This is a genomic window from Pseudomonas helleri, assembly GCF_045830615.1.
In the GTDB taxonomy this organism is placed as follows: Bacteria; Pseudomonadota; Gammaproteobacteria; order Pseudomonadales; family Pseudomonadaceae; genus Aquipseudomonas; species Aquipseudomonas helleri.
In genome coordinates this window covers 876,220-891,614 of the sequence record NZ_CP174501.1, presented here as the reverse complement: position 1 = coordinate 891,614, position 15,395 = coordinate 876,220, and the positions used below count along the sequence as shown (strand labels likewise).

The 15,395-nt window shown below is 58.0% G+C and carries 19 protein-coding genes and 1 riboswitch; of the genes, 8 read left to right on the top strand and 11 right to left on the bottom strand.

Annotated features, from left to right (window positions below):
• Window positions 1-56 precede the first annotated feature (56 nt).
• From ACJJU9_RS04155 to ACJJU9_RS04145, 3 genes are all read right to left on the bottom strand, one after another.
• The gene (locus tag ACJJU9_RS04155; RefSeq protein WP_407730124.1) at window positions 57-698 is read right to left on the bottom strand and encodes an MBL fold metallo-hydrolase; all 642 of its coding nucleotides are present in this window, start codon (window positions 696-698) and stop codon (window positions 57-59) included.
• A gap of 31 nt (window positions 699-729) precedes the next feature.
• Entirely contained in the window at window positions 730-2,496 is a 1,767-nt protein-coding gene (locus ACJJU9_RS04150; protein WP_407730123.1) for a DUF1302 domain-containing protein, read from the bottom strand.
• A 176-nt stretch (window positions 2,497-2,672) separates the two neighbouring features.
• The gene (locus ACJJU9_RS04145) at window positions 2,673-3,302 is read right to left on the bottom strand and encodes a LysE family translocator (protein ID WP_048367227.1); all 630 of its coding nucleotides are present in this window, start codon (window positions 3,300-3,302) and stop codon (window positions 2,673-2,675) included.
• Window positions 3,303-3,382: 80 nt separating this feature from the next.
• Here ACJJU9_RS04145 and ACJJU9_RS04140 point away from each other — a divergent pair, with 80 nt between their 5' ends.
• The 3 genes from ACJJU9_RS04140 to ACJJU9_RS04130 all read left to right on the top strand — a co-directional run bounded on the left by ACJJU9_RS04140 (window position 3,383) and on the right by ACJJU9_RS04130 (window position 6,225).
• Window positions 3,383-4,348, top strand: coding sequence for a 2-hydroxyacid dehydrogenase (locus tag ACJJU9_RS04140; RefSeq protein WP_407730122.1), 966 nt, complete (start codon window positions 3,383-3,385; stop codon window positions 4,346-4,348).
• A gap of 31 nt (window positions 4,349-4,379) precedes the next feature.
• Window positions 4,380-5,378 carry a class I SAM-dependent methyltransferase gene (locus ACJJU9_RS04135; RefSeq protein WP_262125486.1) on the top strand — a complete coding sequence of 333 codons (999 nt, stop codon included), beginning with the start codon at window positions 4,380-4,382 and terminating at the stop codon, window positions 5,376-5,378.
• 50 nt (window positions 5,379-5,428) lie between these two features.
• A riboswitch (yybP-ykoY riboswitch) is annotated at window positions 5,429-5,548 on the top strand.
• 92 nt (window positions 5,549-5,640) lie between these two features.
• Entirely contained in the window at window positions 5,641-6,225 is a 585-nt protein-coding gene (locus ACJJU9_RS04130; RefSeq protein ID WP_048367790.1) for a TMEM165/GDT1 family protein, read from the top strand.
• Between the two features lie 101 nt (window positions 6,226-6,326).
• Here the strand turns inward: ACJJU9_RS04130 and ACJJU9_RS04125 are convergent, their stop codons facing one another.
• From ACJJU9_RS04125 to ACJJU9_RS04110, 4 genes are read right to left on the bottom strand one after another with little or no spacing between them, the layout of a single operon-like run.
• On the bottom strand, window positions 6,327-7,148 hold the full coding sequence (locus ACJJU9_RS04125) for a M48 family metallopeptidase (protein WP_407730121.1): 822 nt from the start codon (window positions 7,146-7,148) through the stop codon (window positions 6,327-6,329).
• A 47-nt stretch (window positions 7,149-7,195) separates the two neighbouring features.
• Window positions 7,196-7,822 carry an SOS response-associated peptidase gene (locus tag ACJJU9_RS04120; RefSeq protein ID WP_407730120.1) on the bottom strand — a complete coding sequence of 209 codons (627 nt, stop codon included), beginning with the start codon at window positions 7,820-7,822 and terminating at the stop codon, window positions 7,196-7,198.
• Between the two features lie 45 nt (window positions 7,823-7,867).
• A complete protein-coding gene (locus ACJJU9_RS04115) occupies window positions 7,868-8,128 on the bottom strand; it encodes a putative signal transducing protein (protein WP_048367234.1) in 261 nt (86 codons plus the stop codon).
• 12 nt (window positions 8,129-8,140) lie between these two features.
• On the bottom strand, window positions 8,141-8,323 hold the full coding sequence (locus ACJJU9_RS04110) for a CPXCG motif-containing cysteine-rich protein (protein ID WP_048367235.1): 183 nt from the start codon (window positions 8,321-8,323) through the stop codon (window positions 8,141-8,143).
• A 107-nt stretch (window positions 8,324-8,430) separates the two neighbouring features.
• On the opposite strand from ACJJU9_RS04110, the gene ACJJU9_RS04105 reads away from it, so the two are divergent.
• Window positions 8,431-9,594, top strand: coding sequence for a 1-acyl-sn-glycerol-3-phosphate acyltransferase (locus ACJJU9_RS04105; RefSeq protein WP_407730119.1), 1,164 nt, complete (start codon window positions 8,431-8,433; stop codon window positions 9,592-9,594).
• A gap of 154 nt (window positions 9,595-9,748) precedes the next feature.
• Window positions 9,749-9,955 carry a hypothetical protein gene (locus tag ACJJU9_RS04100; RefSeq protein WP_048367237.1) on the top strand — a complete coding sequence of 69 codons (207 nt, stop codon included), beginning with the start codon at window positions 9,749-9,751 and terminating at the stop codon, window positions 9,953-9,955.
• 60 nt (window positions 9,956-10,015) lie between these two features.
• Here ACJJU9_RS04100 and ACJJU9_RS04095 read toward each other — a convergent pair whose 3' ends face one another.
• On the bottom strand, window positions 10,016-10,600 hold the full coding sequence (locus ACJJU9_RS04095) for a YajG family lipoprotein (RefSeq protein WP_048367238.1): 585 nt from the start codon (window positions 10,598-10,600) through the stop codon (window positions 10,016-10,018).
• Between the two features lie 158 nt (window positions 10,601-10,758).
• On the opposite strand from ACJJU9_RS04095, the gene ACJJU9_RS04090 reads away from it, so the two are divergent.
• Both ACJJU9_RS04090 and mqo read left to right on the top strand, forming a co-directional pair.
• Window positions 10,759-10,992, top strand: a complete 234-nt coding sequence (locus ACJJU9_RS04090; protein WP_048367239.1) for a hypothetical protein — start codon at window positions 10,759-10,761, stop codon at window positions 10,990-10,992.
• A 704-nt stretch (window positions 10,993-11,696) separates the two neighbouring features.
• Window positions 11,697-13,205, top strand: a complete 1,509-nt coding sequence (gene mqo, locus ACJJU9_RS04085; RefSeq protein WP_407730118.1) for a malate dehydrogenase (quinone) — start codon at window positions 11,697-11,699, stop codon at window positions 13,203-13,205.
• Between the two features lie 75 nt (window positions 13,206-13,280).
• Here mqo and ACJJU9_RS04080 read toward each other — a convergent pair whose 3' ends face one another.
• The 3 genes from ACJJU9_RS04080 to ACJJU9_RS04070 all read right to left on the bottom strand — a co-directional run bounded on the left by ACJJU9_RS04080 (window position 13,281) and on the right by ACJJU9_RS04070 (window position 14,780).
• Window positions 13,281-13,733: a hypothetical protein gene (locus tag ACJJU9_RS04080; protein ID WP_407730117.1), complete on the bottom strand. Its 453-nt coding sequence runs from the start codon at window positions 13,731-13,733 to the stop codon at window positions 13,281-13,283.
• A 213-nt stretch (window positions 13,734-13,946) separates the two neighbouring features.
• Window positions 13,947-14,234 (bottom strand): PA4642 family protein, encoded by a 288-nt coding sequence (locus ACJJU9_RS04075; protein WP_153333238.1) that lies wholly within the window; start codon window positions 14,232-14,234, stop codon window positions 13,947-13,949.
• A 51-nt stretch (window positions 14,235-14,285) separates the two neighbouring features.
• Window positions 14,286-14,780 (bottom strand): hypothetical protein, encoded by a 495-nt coding sequence (locus ACJJU9_RS04070; RefSeq protein WP_407730116.1) that lies wholly within the window; start codon window positions 14,778-14,780, stop codon window positions 14,286-14,288.
• Window positions 14,781-14,956: 176 nt separating this feature from the next.
• Here ACJJU9_RS04070 and ACJJU9_RS04065 point away from each other — a divergent pair, with 176 nt between their 5' ends.
• The gene (locus ACJJU9_RS04065; protein WP_048391421.1) at window positions 14,957-15,367 is read left to right on the top strand and encodes a hypothetical protein; all 411 of its coding nucleotides are present in this window, start codon (window positions 14,957-14,959) and stop codon (window positions 15,365-15,367) included.
• Window positions 15,368-15,395: the final 28 nt, after the last annotated feature.

Below are 15,395 nucleotides of genomic sequence, written 5' to 3'. Positions count from 1 at the left end.
GAACGTTGGAACACGACCAACGGTAAAAATTCCATTACATCTTGTTTAAGCACTGTTTAAGCGCGAACAAACGGGTTCTCCCGCATTTCGTCGCCTAGGCGAGTATCCGGACCATGCCCGGTGACCACGGTGGCATCTTCATCCAGCGTATACAGCCGCTGCTTGATCGAACGCACGATAGTGGCCTGATCGCCGCCCCATAAGTCTGTGCGCCCAACGCCACGACGAAACAGCGTATCGCCCGCGATCAACAGCTTAGACTCAGAAAACCAAAAACTCATGGACCCAGGCGTATGCCCCGGCGTGTGCAGCGCAACACCGCAGCCACAGGCCAGCTCTTCGTCATCGGCCAACCAGCGATCGGGTGGCGGCACCGGCGTATACGGCACGCCAAACAAACCGCATTGCATCTCCAGGTTGTCCCACAAAAACTGGTCTTCCTTATGCAAATGCAGCGTCGCCCCGGTTTTTTCCTTGAGCTGACCCGATGCCAAAAAGTGATCCAGATGCGCATGCGTATGGATGATGCTCACCACCTGCAAACCCAGCTTTTCCATCCGCGCCAGAATCAACTCATGGTCACCGCCCGGATCCACCACAATGGCTTTTTTAGTGAGCGGATCACCGATGATCGTGCAATTGCACTGCAACGGCCCGACGGGGAAGGTTTCGCGGATGAGGGTGGGTTTTGTGCTCATGGTTCAGGCTTCCAAATCTGTTTAAAACCGCTCAAAACTTCAGCCCCACGCTCAACGCCACAAAGTCGCGGTCGCTGAGGGTGTTGTAACGCCCGCCAAAGAAGTTGGTATACGACAGGCTGCTCAAGTAGGTGTTTTCGTATTCGGCATCGATGCCCAGGCTGATGGCCTTGCGGCCTTCGTTGAAGGTGTTATCCGGGCCCGGCGAGTAGCCGCTGACGTCATGGGACCAGCCCAGGTTGGGTTTCAGGTCGAGGCCAGGCAAGACTTTGTTGTAGTCCCACACCGCGCGGGCACGATAGCCCCAGGCATTGGCCGTGGTGAAGCCGTCATGGCCGTCAGAACCAAACACCGGGTCACGCCCGTAACGCGCCTGCGCGCTGCCTTCCAGCCCGCCGACGCGGATCACTCCGACCTCGCCGGTCAGCGTCAGTCGATCAGCGCCCATGGCGTTGTCGAAGATATGCCGCAACGAGGTCTGGAACTGGGTGATTTCTTTGCGCCGATAGCCTTGGTTATCAGCACCCGGCGTCACACTCAAGGGGGACGCATCGGCAAGGCCGGGCAACAGGGTCACGTTGGCGTACAGCAGGTCGTTGCTGTTGAGTTGTACCGGCGCGTTGGGGCGGTAGCTCAGCTCGCCTTTCCAGACCGTGCCTGTGGATAACGTGGTGTTGAAGCTCAACCCATACAGGCGAATGTCTTCGGGGTATTCAACGTAGTAGCTGGCGTTGCCGGCCACGATCATCGGCGCCAGGCTGCCCGCACCGGAGGCAGTGTTGTACACCGATTGCGACGCCGCACGACCGCTGAGGATCGGGTCACGGCTGTGGTAGTTCATGAAGAACGCACCAAAATCGGTGTCCAGCGGCTCAAACACGTAGTGCAGGGCCAGGCCAAATTGCCCGCTGTTGCGCGCATCACGATCAGCCCCGCGACGCACCAGCACGCCCTCCTCGTTCACCTCGACACCCGCCGAGGTCAGCGCGGCAAGATCGGCGACATTCAGTGCAGAGCGCTTGCTCATCACCCGGTAATTGCCGCTGCAGCCATCGGCCATCACGTCAGATTGCGAGAAGAACGTCCCGCAGTTATCGGCTTCAGACTGTTCCCAGTCGAGCTGATAAAAGGCTTGGGCAGACAGGTTGTCGGTCAGGCTTTGTGAAACGTAGAACAGGTTGACCGGGACCAGGCCATCTTTGAAAGCGGTGCCGGGGCGTCGATAAGCGGAAACGTCCGTGGGGTTAATCGTATTGATCCCACCGCCGATAAACTCACCTTCGCCCCAACTGACCACTTGTTTGCCTACACGCACCGACCCTGGCTGATCGCCAATCGCGTAGTTGTGATAGACGTAGGCGTCCAGCAGTTGCGTGCCGGCCGACTGCGCCGACGCTCGGCGACCGCTGTTACTGATGGGTTTGAAGGGGCGACTGTCGTCTTGCAGCTCAAAGTCGTACCAGTACTTGCCGCGCACATAGAGGCCACTGTCGCCGACCTTCAGCTCCAGGCCGTGAACGCCGGTGAAGAGTTTCGAAAAGGTTTCGCCGCGTTTGAAATTGAGACGGCCATCGTCAGAAATTTCAGAGTGGCCTTTACCGCCATTGTTGGCGCCGATGAATTTGCTGTCAGCCTTGGCGGTGGACCAACTGGCGCCGATGGACAGTTCGGAGTCCAACTGGCCTTCGACTTCGCCAATGTTAAAGCTCACGCCCCAAGCGGGCCCGGCGAGCACCGAGGCGAGGCTGACTGCCAAGGGCAGTTTGGCTCGGCACCAGAACCGGCTGACTGAGGGCATTAATACTTCTCCGTGCGCACGCTGCAATAAGCCCGCAAGGATGAAGGAAAACCAGAATTTGACAAGATCGGGCGTAAACCAAACCACGGGCTTCGCGAAAATCCCGGTGGGTACGGGACAACGGGGGGCTTCGCCCCCCTTCGCAGCCTTCGGCAGCGACTACGGCTCTTTATGGATCAATGCATCTCGGTGAAGGCCAGTTTCACGCCCAATGCGACCAGTACCGCGCCCATGGTGCGGTCAAACCAGTGGCCCATGCGGGCAAAACCGGTGCGCACGCGCTGATGGCTGAACAACATCGCCACCATGCAGAACCATACGCCCGTCGCCACCGCCAGGTACACGCCGTAACCGGCCTGGATCGCCAGCGGTGTGTGCGGGTTGATCACAACGGTGAACAGCGACAGAAAAAACAACGTCGCCTTGGGGTTTAGCCCGTTAGTCACAAAGCCCGAGGTAAAAGCGCCGCGCGCGGTGCGCTCACCCACCGGCAATGCCGCTGCAACAGCGGCAGGGTCCGCAGGCTTGGCGCGCAGGGCCTTGAAGCCGATGTACAGCAAGTACGCCGCAGCCAACCACTTGAGCGCGTTAAACAGCACAATCGACTGCGACACAATGATTCCAATGCCCAGCAACGAATACCCCACATGCAGGAAAATCGCCGAACCCACGCCCAGCGCGGTAAACATCCCCGCACGTCGACCGTGGGTCACGCTTTCACGCACGACCACAGCAAAATCCGGCCCCGGGCTGGCCACAGCCAACAAGTGAATCAAGGCGACAGTCAAAAATTCTGTCCAATACATGCACGGCTCCATTACAAATTGTTTCTTCTGTTAGGCTCGACACCTTACGCCTTCACTCGACAGCACAAAAGGTACAGTTGATGACGAATACTCAACGCGCAGTCTTCCTTGATCACCCGTCTCTTGACCTCGGCGATCTTGACCTCAGCCCCCTGCGCAATGCGTTCAGCGAGCTGCAGTTGTACACAGACACCACGCCAGACAACATCATCGAGCGCTTGCAGGGCGCCAGCGTCGTCATCAGCAATAAAATCCTGCTCAACGCCACCACCCTCGCCGCCTGCCCGGACCTCAAGCTGATTTTGGTCGCTGCCACCGGCACCAATAACGTAGACCTTGAAGCTGCGCGCGAGCACGGCATCACCGTTGCCAACTGCCAGGGCTACGGCACGCCATCGGTGGCGCAACACACCCTCGGCCTGCTGCTGGCGCTGGCCACACGGCTGGTCGATTACAACAAGGCCGTGGCCGACGGCAAATGGCAGCAGGCCAAGCAGTTCTGCCTGCTGGACTTTCCAATTGTTGAGCTGGAAGGCAAAACCCTTGGCCTGTTTGGCCATGGCGAGCTGGGCAGTGCAGTGGCCAAACTGGCCGAAGCTTTCGGCATGAACGTGCTGATCGGGCAGATTCCCGGCCGCCCGGCCCGCGCCGACCGCCTGACGGTGGACGAATTGCTGCCACAGGTCGACGCCCTGACCTTTCACTGCCCGCTCAACGAACACACGCGCCACTTTATTGGTGCCCGCGAACTGGCGTTGCTCAAGCCCGGCGCATTTGTGGTGAACACCGCGCGTGGCGGCATGATTGATGAACAGGCACTGGCTGATGCCCTGCGCAGCGGCCACTTGGGCGGCGCGGCCACCGACGTGTTGAGCGTCGAACCGCCACGCGACGGCAACCCGCTGCTGGCCGATGACATTCCGCGCCTGATCATTACCCCGCACAGCGCTTGGGGCAGCCGTGAGGCGCGGCAGAGAATCGTCAACCAACTCACGCAAAACGCCGAAGCCTTCTTCAGCGGTACAGCGCTACGCGTCGTCAGTTGATAAACTGCGCTCCTTTTTTGAGGAGCACAGTATGGATCCGCGCAGTGAAGTACTGCTTCGTCAGCCTGATTACTTTCAGGGTTCGGTACTGTTAGTCGGTTTACCGGCTGACGAGTTGCTCAACGCGCTGCCCGACGCCCACGGCTGGTGCTGGCACGCGGGCGATCAGGCGGCACTCGATGCGCGCTTTGCCGGGCGCGTGCACTTTGGCGTCGAAGTCCCGGAGCGGGCCTTCGACACCGCTGTGGTGTTCCTGCCCAAGTCCAAGGAATTGAGCGATTACGTGCTCAAGGCCGTGGCCGCTCGCCTGCCCGGCGCCGATGTGTTTTTGGTCGGCGAAAAGAAAGGCGGCATTGAGGGCGCGTCCAAGCAACTCATCCCTTTCGGCAAGCCGCGCAAGCTCGACAGCGCGCGGCATTGCCAACTCTGGCAAGTCACCGTCGACAACGCCCCGGCAGCGCCCGTGCTTGAGCAATTGGCACAGCATTACGAGCTGGAACTGGCCGAAGGCCCGTTGAAAGTCGTCAGCTTGCCGGGAGTTTTCAGCCATGGCCGCCTGGATCGCGGCAGCGCCTTGCTGCTTGAACACCTGGACAAACTGCCCAGCGGTCACTTGCTGGACTTTGGCTGCGGCGCGGGTGTGCTCGGTGCCGCGGTCAAGCGTCGTTATCCTCATAACAGCGTCACCCTGCTCGATGTCGACGCCTTCGCCACCGCCAGCAGCCGTCTGACATTGGCTGCCAATGGTCTGGAAGCTGAGGTTATTACCGGTGACGGAATCGACGCTGCGCCGATGGGTTTGAATGCCATTTTGAGCAACCCGCCGTTCCATGTCGGCGTACACACCGATTATCACGCGACCGAAAACTTGCTGAAAAAAGCGGTCAAACATCTGAAAACAGGTGGCGAACTCCGACTTGTGGCCAATAGCTTCCTGCGCTATCAGCCGCTGATCGAAGAGCAATTCGGGCACTGCGCCGTCAAGGCTGAAGGGCAGGGTTTTCGGATCTACAGTGCAAAGCGTCGCTGACAGTTTTTGAAAATCAGGGCTTGCCGGATCGGATTTGCCTAGGCAGAATCCGCTCCGTCCTAGGGGAGTAGTCTCCCACGAGCAACACGCTCGTCCGGCATGCGTCAACATACTTGGTCAACAGACCATGGCGCATGCGACCCAGGCGTCCGCACAGACGGACCAGGGTTTGACAAGACCTATGACACGAACACCTTACCCGGGGCGGGAAGGCTGTACGTGTCATAGCCGTGTCGACCCGCCCCTGGAAAATTACCTGATGATGCTCGATTCCTTACTCATTCCAACTGCAATCGTTGCCTTGGCCGAAATCGGTGACAAGACGCAATTGCTCGCCCTCATTCTGGCCGCGCGCTTTCGCAAGCCCTGGCCCATCATCGCCGGCATCATCGTCGCAACCCTTGCCAACCATGCTGCAGCCGGTGCCGTTGGCGCCTGGTTCAGTACGTTCTTCACCGATGTGATGCTGCACTGGATCCTCGCCGCGAGCTTTACCGCGACGGCACTGTGGACCCTGGTGCCCGACAAAATGGATGACGACGAAGCCAGCACCGCGCGCAAATACGGCCCGTTCGTCACGACGCTGATCACGTTTTTCATTGCCGAAATCGGCGACAAAACCCAGGTCGCAACCGTGATGCTGGCGGCGCAATACCCGGATTTGTGGCTGGTGATTATCGGCACCACCCTGGGCATGCTGATTGCCAACGTGCCGGTGGTCTTGGCCGGTAACTTTGCCGCCGACAAACTGCCTCTGACCCTGATCCGCCGACTGGCGGCGACCGCGTTCTTCGTGCTGGCTCTGGTGGCCGTGTACAAGGCAATGGTGACGAGCGGCTGGGTATAAATGGACCCTCACCCCAACCCTCTCCCGGAGGGAGAAGGCGCTGATTTGTGGCGTTTCGCAGATCAGCTTTTGCCTTTAGGGCCAGGGTGAGGGCAAGCCCGTTATTGAGTTTTCGGGGCCTGTTGATAAAGCGGCATCACCTTGGGAATCGCCGCTTCCAGCGAGGCAATCCGGCTGCTGGAGGCCGGGTGGGTACTCATGAATTCAGGCGGCGAGTTTTGCGAAGCCTGGCCCATTTTCTGCCACAGGGTAATCGCGGCGTTCGGGTTGTAACCCGCACGCGCCGCGAGCTCCAGGCCAATCAGGTCTGCTTCGTTTTCATTGCTGCGACTGTTGGGCAACGTCAGGCTGTAATTGACCACGGTATCGGCCAATTGCATGCTGTCCTGGCCCAAGCCGAGCAAGGCGCCCGCGCCCTGTTTGGCGATCTCGACGCCGTACGCCTTGGACATGGACTCACGCCCGTGTTCGCGCAAGGCGTGGGCAATTTCATGGCCCATGACCGCCGCAATTTCGTCGTCACTCAGGTTGAGCTGCTCGATGATCCCGCTGTAGAAAATGATCTTGCCGCCAGGGCCGCAGTTGGCGTTGAGTTCGTCGCTCTTGATCAGATTGACCTCCCAGTTCCATTGCGCGGCATCCGGGCGAAACACCGGCGCCTGGGCAATCAGCCGATTGGCAATGGCCTGCAGGCGTTTGGCGTTGGCACTGGTTTTGTCCAGCACCCCTTTGGCGTTGGCCGTGCTGACGGTTTCTTGGTACGACTGCGCGTACATTTGGTCAACTTGCTGGCTCGACAGCATGCTGAACATGTACTGCTTGCGCTCAACCCCCACCGCGCCGCCCTGGGTGGTATTCACCGCCTGGCAGCCACTGAGCAACACCCCTGCGCCCAGCGCCCACATTACCGCTAACTTACCCATCGAGGCTCTCCATAAAGACGGTCCATAAAGGTGGCGCGCATCGTATCTCAACCCGGCGTCAGGCACTCAGGCGCATTGAGTTTGGGGTCGTTGACCAGATTGGCCAAGGGCCGCTCGCGCAACGCGGCTTGCGGGCTGGCAAGCAGCGCTTGCAAGGCCGGCAGCGGCGTCTCGGGATCAAGCCAGGCTTGCTGCCCGGCTTCATCGAGGATTAAAGGACGACGCTGAGTAGCCGCTGCCTGGGTCACTACGGCCGTGCTCAGCCACACATGCCCTTCGACCGGATACGCCTCCCAGATCCCGGCAAAAAACAGCGACGAACCCACGCCCGGCGTCAGCCAATAAGGCCGCTTGCGCGCAGTGCCACGCCATTCATAAAAGCCGTTGGCCGGAATCAGGCAGCGCCGCTGGCGAAAAGCCTCGCGAAACATCGGCTGTTCCGCCAGGGTTTCGGCACGGGCATGGGCAGGCGTGCGCGACAGGTCGGTCATCCACGATGGCGTCAGCCCCCAACGCGCCCGCGCCAGCTCTCGCTGCCCGGGCTCCTGGCCTGCGCGCAGGATCAACACCGAGTCGTTGGGTGAAATGTTCCACTGGGCCTGCTGATCCGCCGGAAACCCGGGCAAGGCTGCAAAAGCAGGGTTCCAACGAAACAAGGCAAAACGTCCACACATGGGGCTGCACAACTCTTCTATATAGATACAGTGAAAACAGGCTGCTCAGCAGTCCAGTACACCCGCAAAGCTTTCAGGCTCATCACCCGCCAGCGGCGAAGCGCCATTGTACGCATCGATCAACTCGCGTGCCTGTAACGCTTGCTCATTGGCGACCGCCAACCCCAGCAAACCCAAGGCTGGCAACTCGCCCGTACCGCCCACCAGATCACGTCCCTGCAAGCACGCAACGATGCCTTCACTGGCAAGCATGCCCAGTAAAAGTTCAGCTTCCATCAAATTTTCTGGCTCGTAGATTCGCTGCATATCACCTGCCTGCTACTCGTTCTCACTGTGTACATCGAGCATCCACTCCTGGCCGTCGGTCTGGAGCGTAAACACAATCGGCCGGCAACACACCGCGCAATCTTCAATGTACTGCTGATCGCCCCCCGTCAGATCAAGCACAGCTTCGCCTGGCTCGCCACAATACGGGCAATCATAGCTCTCAGTTTCAAGCATCGCGGTCTCCAGAGTGACTTGTGCGTATAATCGCCGGTCTATTAGCAGGGCCCTATTTTTGTCCTGCCCTGTGTATTAATCCTAGCCGCTTCCAACAAGAGAACATGATGGGCGAATTCGATACCATCCGACCTTACAGTGACACTGAAGTCCCGGCTGTTCTGGCGCGACTGCTCAGTGACAAGGCTTTTCTAGATATCCTCACCCACTTTCGCTTTCCACGCCTGGCGGGTGCATTCGGCTGGCTGTTAAAACCCCTTATAGCGCATCGCCTGCGCAAAGAGTTCGCGAACGTGACATCGGTCGCGAGCTTGCAAGACAAGGTCGAGGTGTACGTCGACCGCACCATCGAGCATGCCACAGACGGCGTGACCTATACCGGCGTCGAGCAATTGAAGTCGGGCACCGCCTACCTGTTTCTGGCCAACCACCGCGACATCGTGATGGACCCGGCCTTCGTCAACTACGCCGTGTACCACGCAGGCCTGCCAACCCCACGCATCGCGATTGGCGACAACCTGCTGCAAAAGCCTTTTGTCAGCGACCTGATGCGCCTGAACAAAAGCTTTATCGTGCACCGCTCGATCACCGGGCGCCGCGAAAAGCTGGCGGCGTACCAACTGCTGTCGGCGTACATCAACCACTCGATTCGCAACGACGGCCAGTCCATCTGGATCGCCCAGGCGGAAGGCCGCGCCAAAGACGGTGATGACCGCACCGACTCGGCGATCTTGAAGATGTTTCACATGAGCCGTAAAAACGAGCCTTTCGCCGAGGTCATTCAGTCACTGAACCTGACCCCGGTGTCGATCAGCTACGAATACGACCCGTGCGATCAGGCCAAGGCTCGCGAGCTGTACATCCGCGCGACCACGGGCACGTACAGCAAAGCCCCCGGCGAAGACGACACCAGCATTGCCAACGGCATCACCGGCTACAAAGGCCGTGTGCACGTAAACTTTGCGGCGCCGATCAGCGAAGCATTCGAAGACAGCAAACTGCTGGCCACTGAAATGGACCGCCACATCCTCACCGGCTACCGCCTGTTCCCGGCACACTACCTGGCGTATGCCCAGTGGGCCGATGCCGACCCGCAATTGCAGGTGCCGAGCGCAGCCGAAGTCTTCCCGGAGCAAGAACTGTCCAAGGCCCAGCAAGAATGGCAACGCCGCCTGGACGCCTGCCCTGCCGAGCATCGCCCGTATCTGGTGCTGCAATACGCAATGCCGGTGCGCAACCAGTACCGCGTCAAGGCTGGCCTACCCCTGTAGGAGCGAGCTTGCCTCGCGATCTTTTGATCTTTAAAGGGTCGCAAGGCACGCCAGCCTCTGGCAAAACATGACAACCGGCCTAAATTGCCCTGTCACCGTATCGTCATGAAGAGAGGCCACTCTATGGCCCCTCGACACTGACACGGAGCTTGTCATGCTGCACGCTGAAAACCAGGACCGCCTCTATCTGATCGCCCCGAGTGATGAACAACAGGCATTGATCGAGAGCTTTTCCTTTAACGTCCAGGATCGTCACTGGCTGGTCTATTGCGCGCTCAGCGGTCACACCCATGCCGACCTGCCCGAGCTTGACCTGCTCACCGGCATCAGCCGCCTTGAGCCCTACGCCGAGGCCGCTTGAACCTGGCAGACACAAAAAAGCCCGAACTCAAACCGTTCGGGCTTTTTTGTGGGTCGATGTTTACTCGCCGAGCAAACGACCGACCGACGGGTCTTCGAACACGCGCGTCAGGGCATCGCTCAACACGTCGCTGACCAGCTTGGTGTTGGTTTCCTGATTCGGCGCCATGCCGAAACGCTGATCCAGCGAGGCGCTGTAGCGACCACTGTACGAACGACCGCCATTGCGCACGTCAGAGCGGAAGGCCGCACCGATGGTCGCTTCGGTGACGTACATGGTGTCTTTAGGCGACTGATACTTGAGTTCAGACAAGGTAACGGTCAATTGCGGTGCGTTCCCGCCATTGGCTGTCGGGGTGTAGCCCAGCAAACGCACAGCGGCTTCGGCTTGAGCTTGCAGCTTGGGGATCACATCGGCGCTGCTGACGTTGATCGAGCTGGTCTCCGGGTACATGCCACCGCGAGTGCCCAGGGTTGGCGAAGGACGACCATCCACCACGCGCACGACCACAGGCTGACCACGGCCGACAGGCGCGATTTGCTTGGTCAGTTTGGGCTGCGGACTGAGTTGTTGCGGGCTGTGGGCGCAGCCGACCAGAGTCAAACTGGTCACAGTGATCAAACCGAACAACAGGCGTTGCAACATGCTCATCTCTCCAGGACTGGATAAAACCGGACGCCAGTATAGCGGTGCTGTACCTGCGGGAACCAGCCGCTTGCTGTCACCACCTTGTCATGGCCGATACATCGTCATGTCACGACCCACCGGTAATGTTTGACCTACTGACTCAACAGGTGCTCCCCATGAACAGGTCATGGTCGTTATTCTCGTTTCTGCAACCTCATCGCTGTTACGCACGGCTGGACTCGATGGGCCGCTGCCAGGCCTTTAAACAGTGCAAACAACCGCCGGTCGGCGACAATTGGGTCGAGATCGAAGAAATTCGCCTCAACTGGTTGCACCAGGTACTACCTGCCAGCGCCCGTATGCCTGCGCGAGCAACGCGCTCAGCGGTGCTACCCGCACTCGGCCTCTGACGGACGCACCAATAAAAGTCATTTAACAGGATCAATTGCCCACGTTTCTTCGCTACAATCTCCCCCCGATTATAAGGACGTCTCCTGATCGGGCCTCGCAGCATCGCTAATGTGCTTTTATTAGCTCCTTCGTACCGCCCACAGAGAGCCGCCCACACAGATCATGTGAAGCTGGCAGCTTGCTGTTTCCAACACCAACCTGCGCCTTTGCCCGATCTGCCAGAGCTGCCATGTTGCTCGGCCTGTGCGTTGCATACCCGCACGCGCCAGTAGCGGTAGCCCTTTTTTGAGGTTCACGTCTTCAAGAGAGCGTGAAAAAAACGGGTTTTCACAACTTCACAAGAGTGTGGCGAGCAAATGAAAAGTTTTGCGTCTGAACAAGCACCATTAGCGTCTGCAACATCCTCACCCAGCAGGAACTTGATCGGCTCCAGAGCACAGGACTGAAAGCCTGTCCGCTTACGGATTTGGTTGCACAAACGGACGCTCTTGACCTTAAGTCGAATTGCCTCCCGAGCCCTGAAATGCGTTCATATGAACCTTGAAGGCCCGGTTGGTGGCGTCCGCTGAAGCTGCAAGAAATTGCGATGAATCGGACATGGCGATCCTTGTCATGAGTGACCAGAGCCCTTATCTGAATAAGGCCTTGGTACACCTGGCAGCTATGCCGTCAATTAGGTGCCGTAGATTTTGGAGACGCGTTAATGGCGCATAACGAAGCAGTCGACGTAGTACTGGTTGGAGCGGGCATCATGAGTGCCACCTTGGCCGTGCTGCTCAAAGAGCTCGACCCTGGTATTACGCTGGAAGTTGTTGAGCAGATGGATTCGGGTGCTGCAGAGAGTTCCAACCCGTGGAACAACGCAGGCACCGGCCACGCTGGCTTGTGCGAATTGAACTACACGCCGCAAGCGGCTGATGGCTCGATCGACATCAAAAAAGCGGTGCACATCAATGCCCAGTTCGAAGTGTCCAAGCAGTTTTGGGCCCACCTGGCCCAACAAGGGACCTTCGGTTCGTGCAAGTCCTTCATTAGCCCAGTGCCTCATCTGAGCTATGTCGAAGGCGAAAAAGGTGTGGCCTTTCTGAAAAAACGCTTTGAAGTGCTGAGCAAGCACCATGCGTTTGCCGACATGGAATACACCGAAGACAAAGCCAAAATGGCTGAGTGGATGCCGCTGATGATGCCGGGCCGCCCTGCGGACCAAGTGATCTCAGCCACCCGCGTCCAGAACGGGACTGACGTTAACTTCGGCGCTTTGACCCAGCAATTGCTCAAGCACTTAGACAGCGCTGAAGGCACGCAGATCAAGTACAGCAAAAGAGTCACTGGTCTCAAGCGCAACGGCAGCGGCTGGACTGTCAGCATCAAAGACATCAACAGCGGCAGCACTCGCCACGTCGATGCCAAGTTCGTGTTCCTGGGTGCAGGCGGCGCGGCCTTGCCATTGCTGCAAGCCTCGGGCATTGAAGAAAGCAAAGGTTACGGCGGCTTCCCGGTGAGCGGTCAATGGCTGCGTTGCGACAACCCCGAAGTGGTCAAACACCACCAAGCCAAGGTATACAGCCAGGCAGCCGTGGGTTCGCCACCGATGTCGGTTCCTCACCTGGACACCCGTGTGGTTGACGGCAAAAAATCGCTGCTGTTCGGCCCTTATGCCGGCTTCACCACCAAGTTCCTCAAGCACGGCTCGTTCCTTGACCTGCCAATGTCGATCCGCCTGGGTAACATTGGCCCGATGCTGGCCGTTGCCCGCGACAACATGGACCTGACCAAGTACTTGATCAGCGAAGTGCGTCAGTCGATGGAAGAACGTCTGGAATCCCTGCGTCGCTTCTATCCACAGGCCAAGGCTGAAGACTGGCGCCTTGAAGTGGCCGGCCAACGGGTTCAGATCATCAAGAAAGACCCGAAAAAAGGCGGCGTATTGCAGTTCGGTACCGAACTGGTTGCCGCCAAAGACGGTTCGCTGGCCGCCCTGCTAGGTGCGTCCCCAGGTGCATCGGTGACCGTGTCGATCATGCTGGACCTGATCGAGCGCTGCTTTGCGCAAAAGGCCACCGGCGAGTGGGCTGCGCGCCTCAAGGAAATTTTCCCGGCACGGGAAAAGACTCTGGAGACCGATGCCGAGCTGTATCGCGAAATCAGTACCCGTAACTCCGAGTTGCTGGAACTGGTTGAGCCAAAAAAGGCTGATACTCAACTCGCGTAACCCTACGCTGGCGCATTGATTGGCCACCCAAAGCCCCTGCCCTTCCGGGTCAGGGGCTTTTTTTTGGCTTAAGCTCTAGCCCATCGTGAACAGCACCCGTGTGCCGCCATTGCGTATAAATTCGTCATCGTCCGGCACGGCAATAAGCTCAGCCGCACAGGTGGCTGCAACCGTCCCCGTTGATTTGGCCTGAGCCCAACGATTGAGGTCTGCCTCACCCGGCGTGAGGTGGCCAAAACCGAAGTGACAGGCCTGCTCGCCCTGGCGATAGGTAAATGCCTCTGCGCCTCTGGCGACGGGCAGGTAATACATCAGCTCCTGGCTGGACTTGGGGGCTACTACAAAGTCGTGCCCGGCGTTGTCCGGGTCTTCCAGCCATGAAAAATCATCTCCAGGCGTGATTGCATGGCCGCTGGCATTAAACACCTCCACCTCCAGCACCTCATCGGCCGCCAGGGCAGCCGAGCCCAAAGCGATCAGCCCTACTCCAAAGACCAGTGTTTTTATAAGGTCGTTAAGCCGATTCATGATTCGATTCCCTTCAAATTAAAAGACAGCCCAAAGTCCTTTTGGACACCCTTGAGTATTGTTCGCCCACACAAAAACACCCCGTCGCAAAAAGCGCAGGTTAGGTAGGAAGTGTCTTTATTGGTGCCTATAAAACGGTGTAGGAGCGAGCTTGCCTCGCGATCTTTTGATCTCTAAAAGATCGCGAGGCAAGCTCGCTCCTACAGGGCTGGATCAGCCGCGTGCCGCTTCGATGAGTTCGATGTACTCGGCAGCATTGCGCTGGTCTTTGATGAGGTCGACAAAGGTCTGGCCGTGCTCATCCTTGCCATCCAGATCGTAGCCGGCCTCTTTGAAAAAGGTCAGGTAACGACCGAAGTCGTCGATACGCAGACCGCGATAGCCTTTGATCAATTTGTGCAGTGAAGGGGACGTCGCGTCCACAGGTTCAAAGTCCAGGAACAACTTGATCTGCTCATCGCCAATCTCATCACCAATCAACTGCTTCTTATCTTTACGCATGTCCGACTCCAGCCTGCTGATACTTCACGAGGGCCGCAGTTTACCCAAGGCTCAACGCGCACGCACGCTGCCGGTGTGCAAGTCAGCCCAAATATGGCCATTGGCATAGGTCAAAAACTGGCAATAGACGATGTCATTGCGCAACAAATCCATCACCACGCGGTATTGGGACAGCGGATAAGACAACGCCAGGGTTTTGCTCTCACTGTCAAAAGCCGGCTTTTTCAGGCTCTTGCTTTCACCGTCGAACGAAATCAGCACTTCGCGCACGGTCGCACCCTGGCTCAACGGTTTGCCCTTCAAGCGCACCAGCAACGACGCCGTCACCGGAATAGGCTGCTGATTGGAGGGGCGCTGGCTGCCTACCACCACCGAATACGACGTTACCTGCATCAGTTGCTGCTGTTCAGGCTTCTCGCTGCGCAATTGCAAATCATCGGCGGGCAAAAACTGTGCATGAACAGGTGAAGAAACCGCCGGCGCTGCGGCCAAGGGCAAGCTGACGGTCAACAAAAGAGGGGCAACACAGCGAAATAAGCGGTTCATGACTTGCTCCGAAAGGCGAGGCAGGCACTCTAGCATGCGCACGTAACAAGGCATGACCAGTCGTCAAGACTGTTATTTGTGACAGGCTGTGCTCGACTTATAAACGTGCATTAATGCGGTTCGTACTTGTTCCAGCACTGTTCTTCGAAGTGCCTACTGATGCTCAAGGAAATGTCATGACCAGCAAACATCATCACAGACGCATCACTCGTGCAGACCTGAAAGAAACCGTACCGACCACCCAGGCAGGCACCTTGCCTGCCCCCGTTGCACCTGACCTTAGCGACAATACTATTTACTTCACGCAAGACGATAAATTCGTGACCATCACGATCAGCTATCCACAAATGGCCGCAGGCCAGGAACTGGATCAACACCTGCAATTCATTAGAACTGATGGCAGCAAGGCCAATAACTGGACATTCACCCACACCCTGTCGGCGGAAGAAGCACAGGCCAAAAAAGTGACGTGGGAAGTGTCAATGTCACTTTTTCACCCTGAAAACTATCCTCGCGTAGACATTTATTACGTCGTAACAATTACCAAGAAAGAAACCTCAAAATCCCTTGAGTTGAAAATCAAGTAACCAGCTCACCCTGGTCATACTGCAGCCC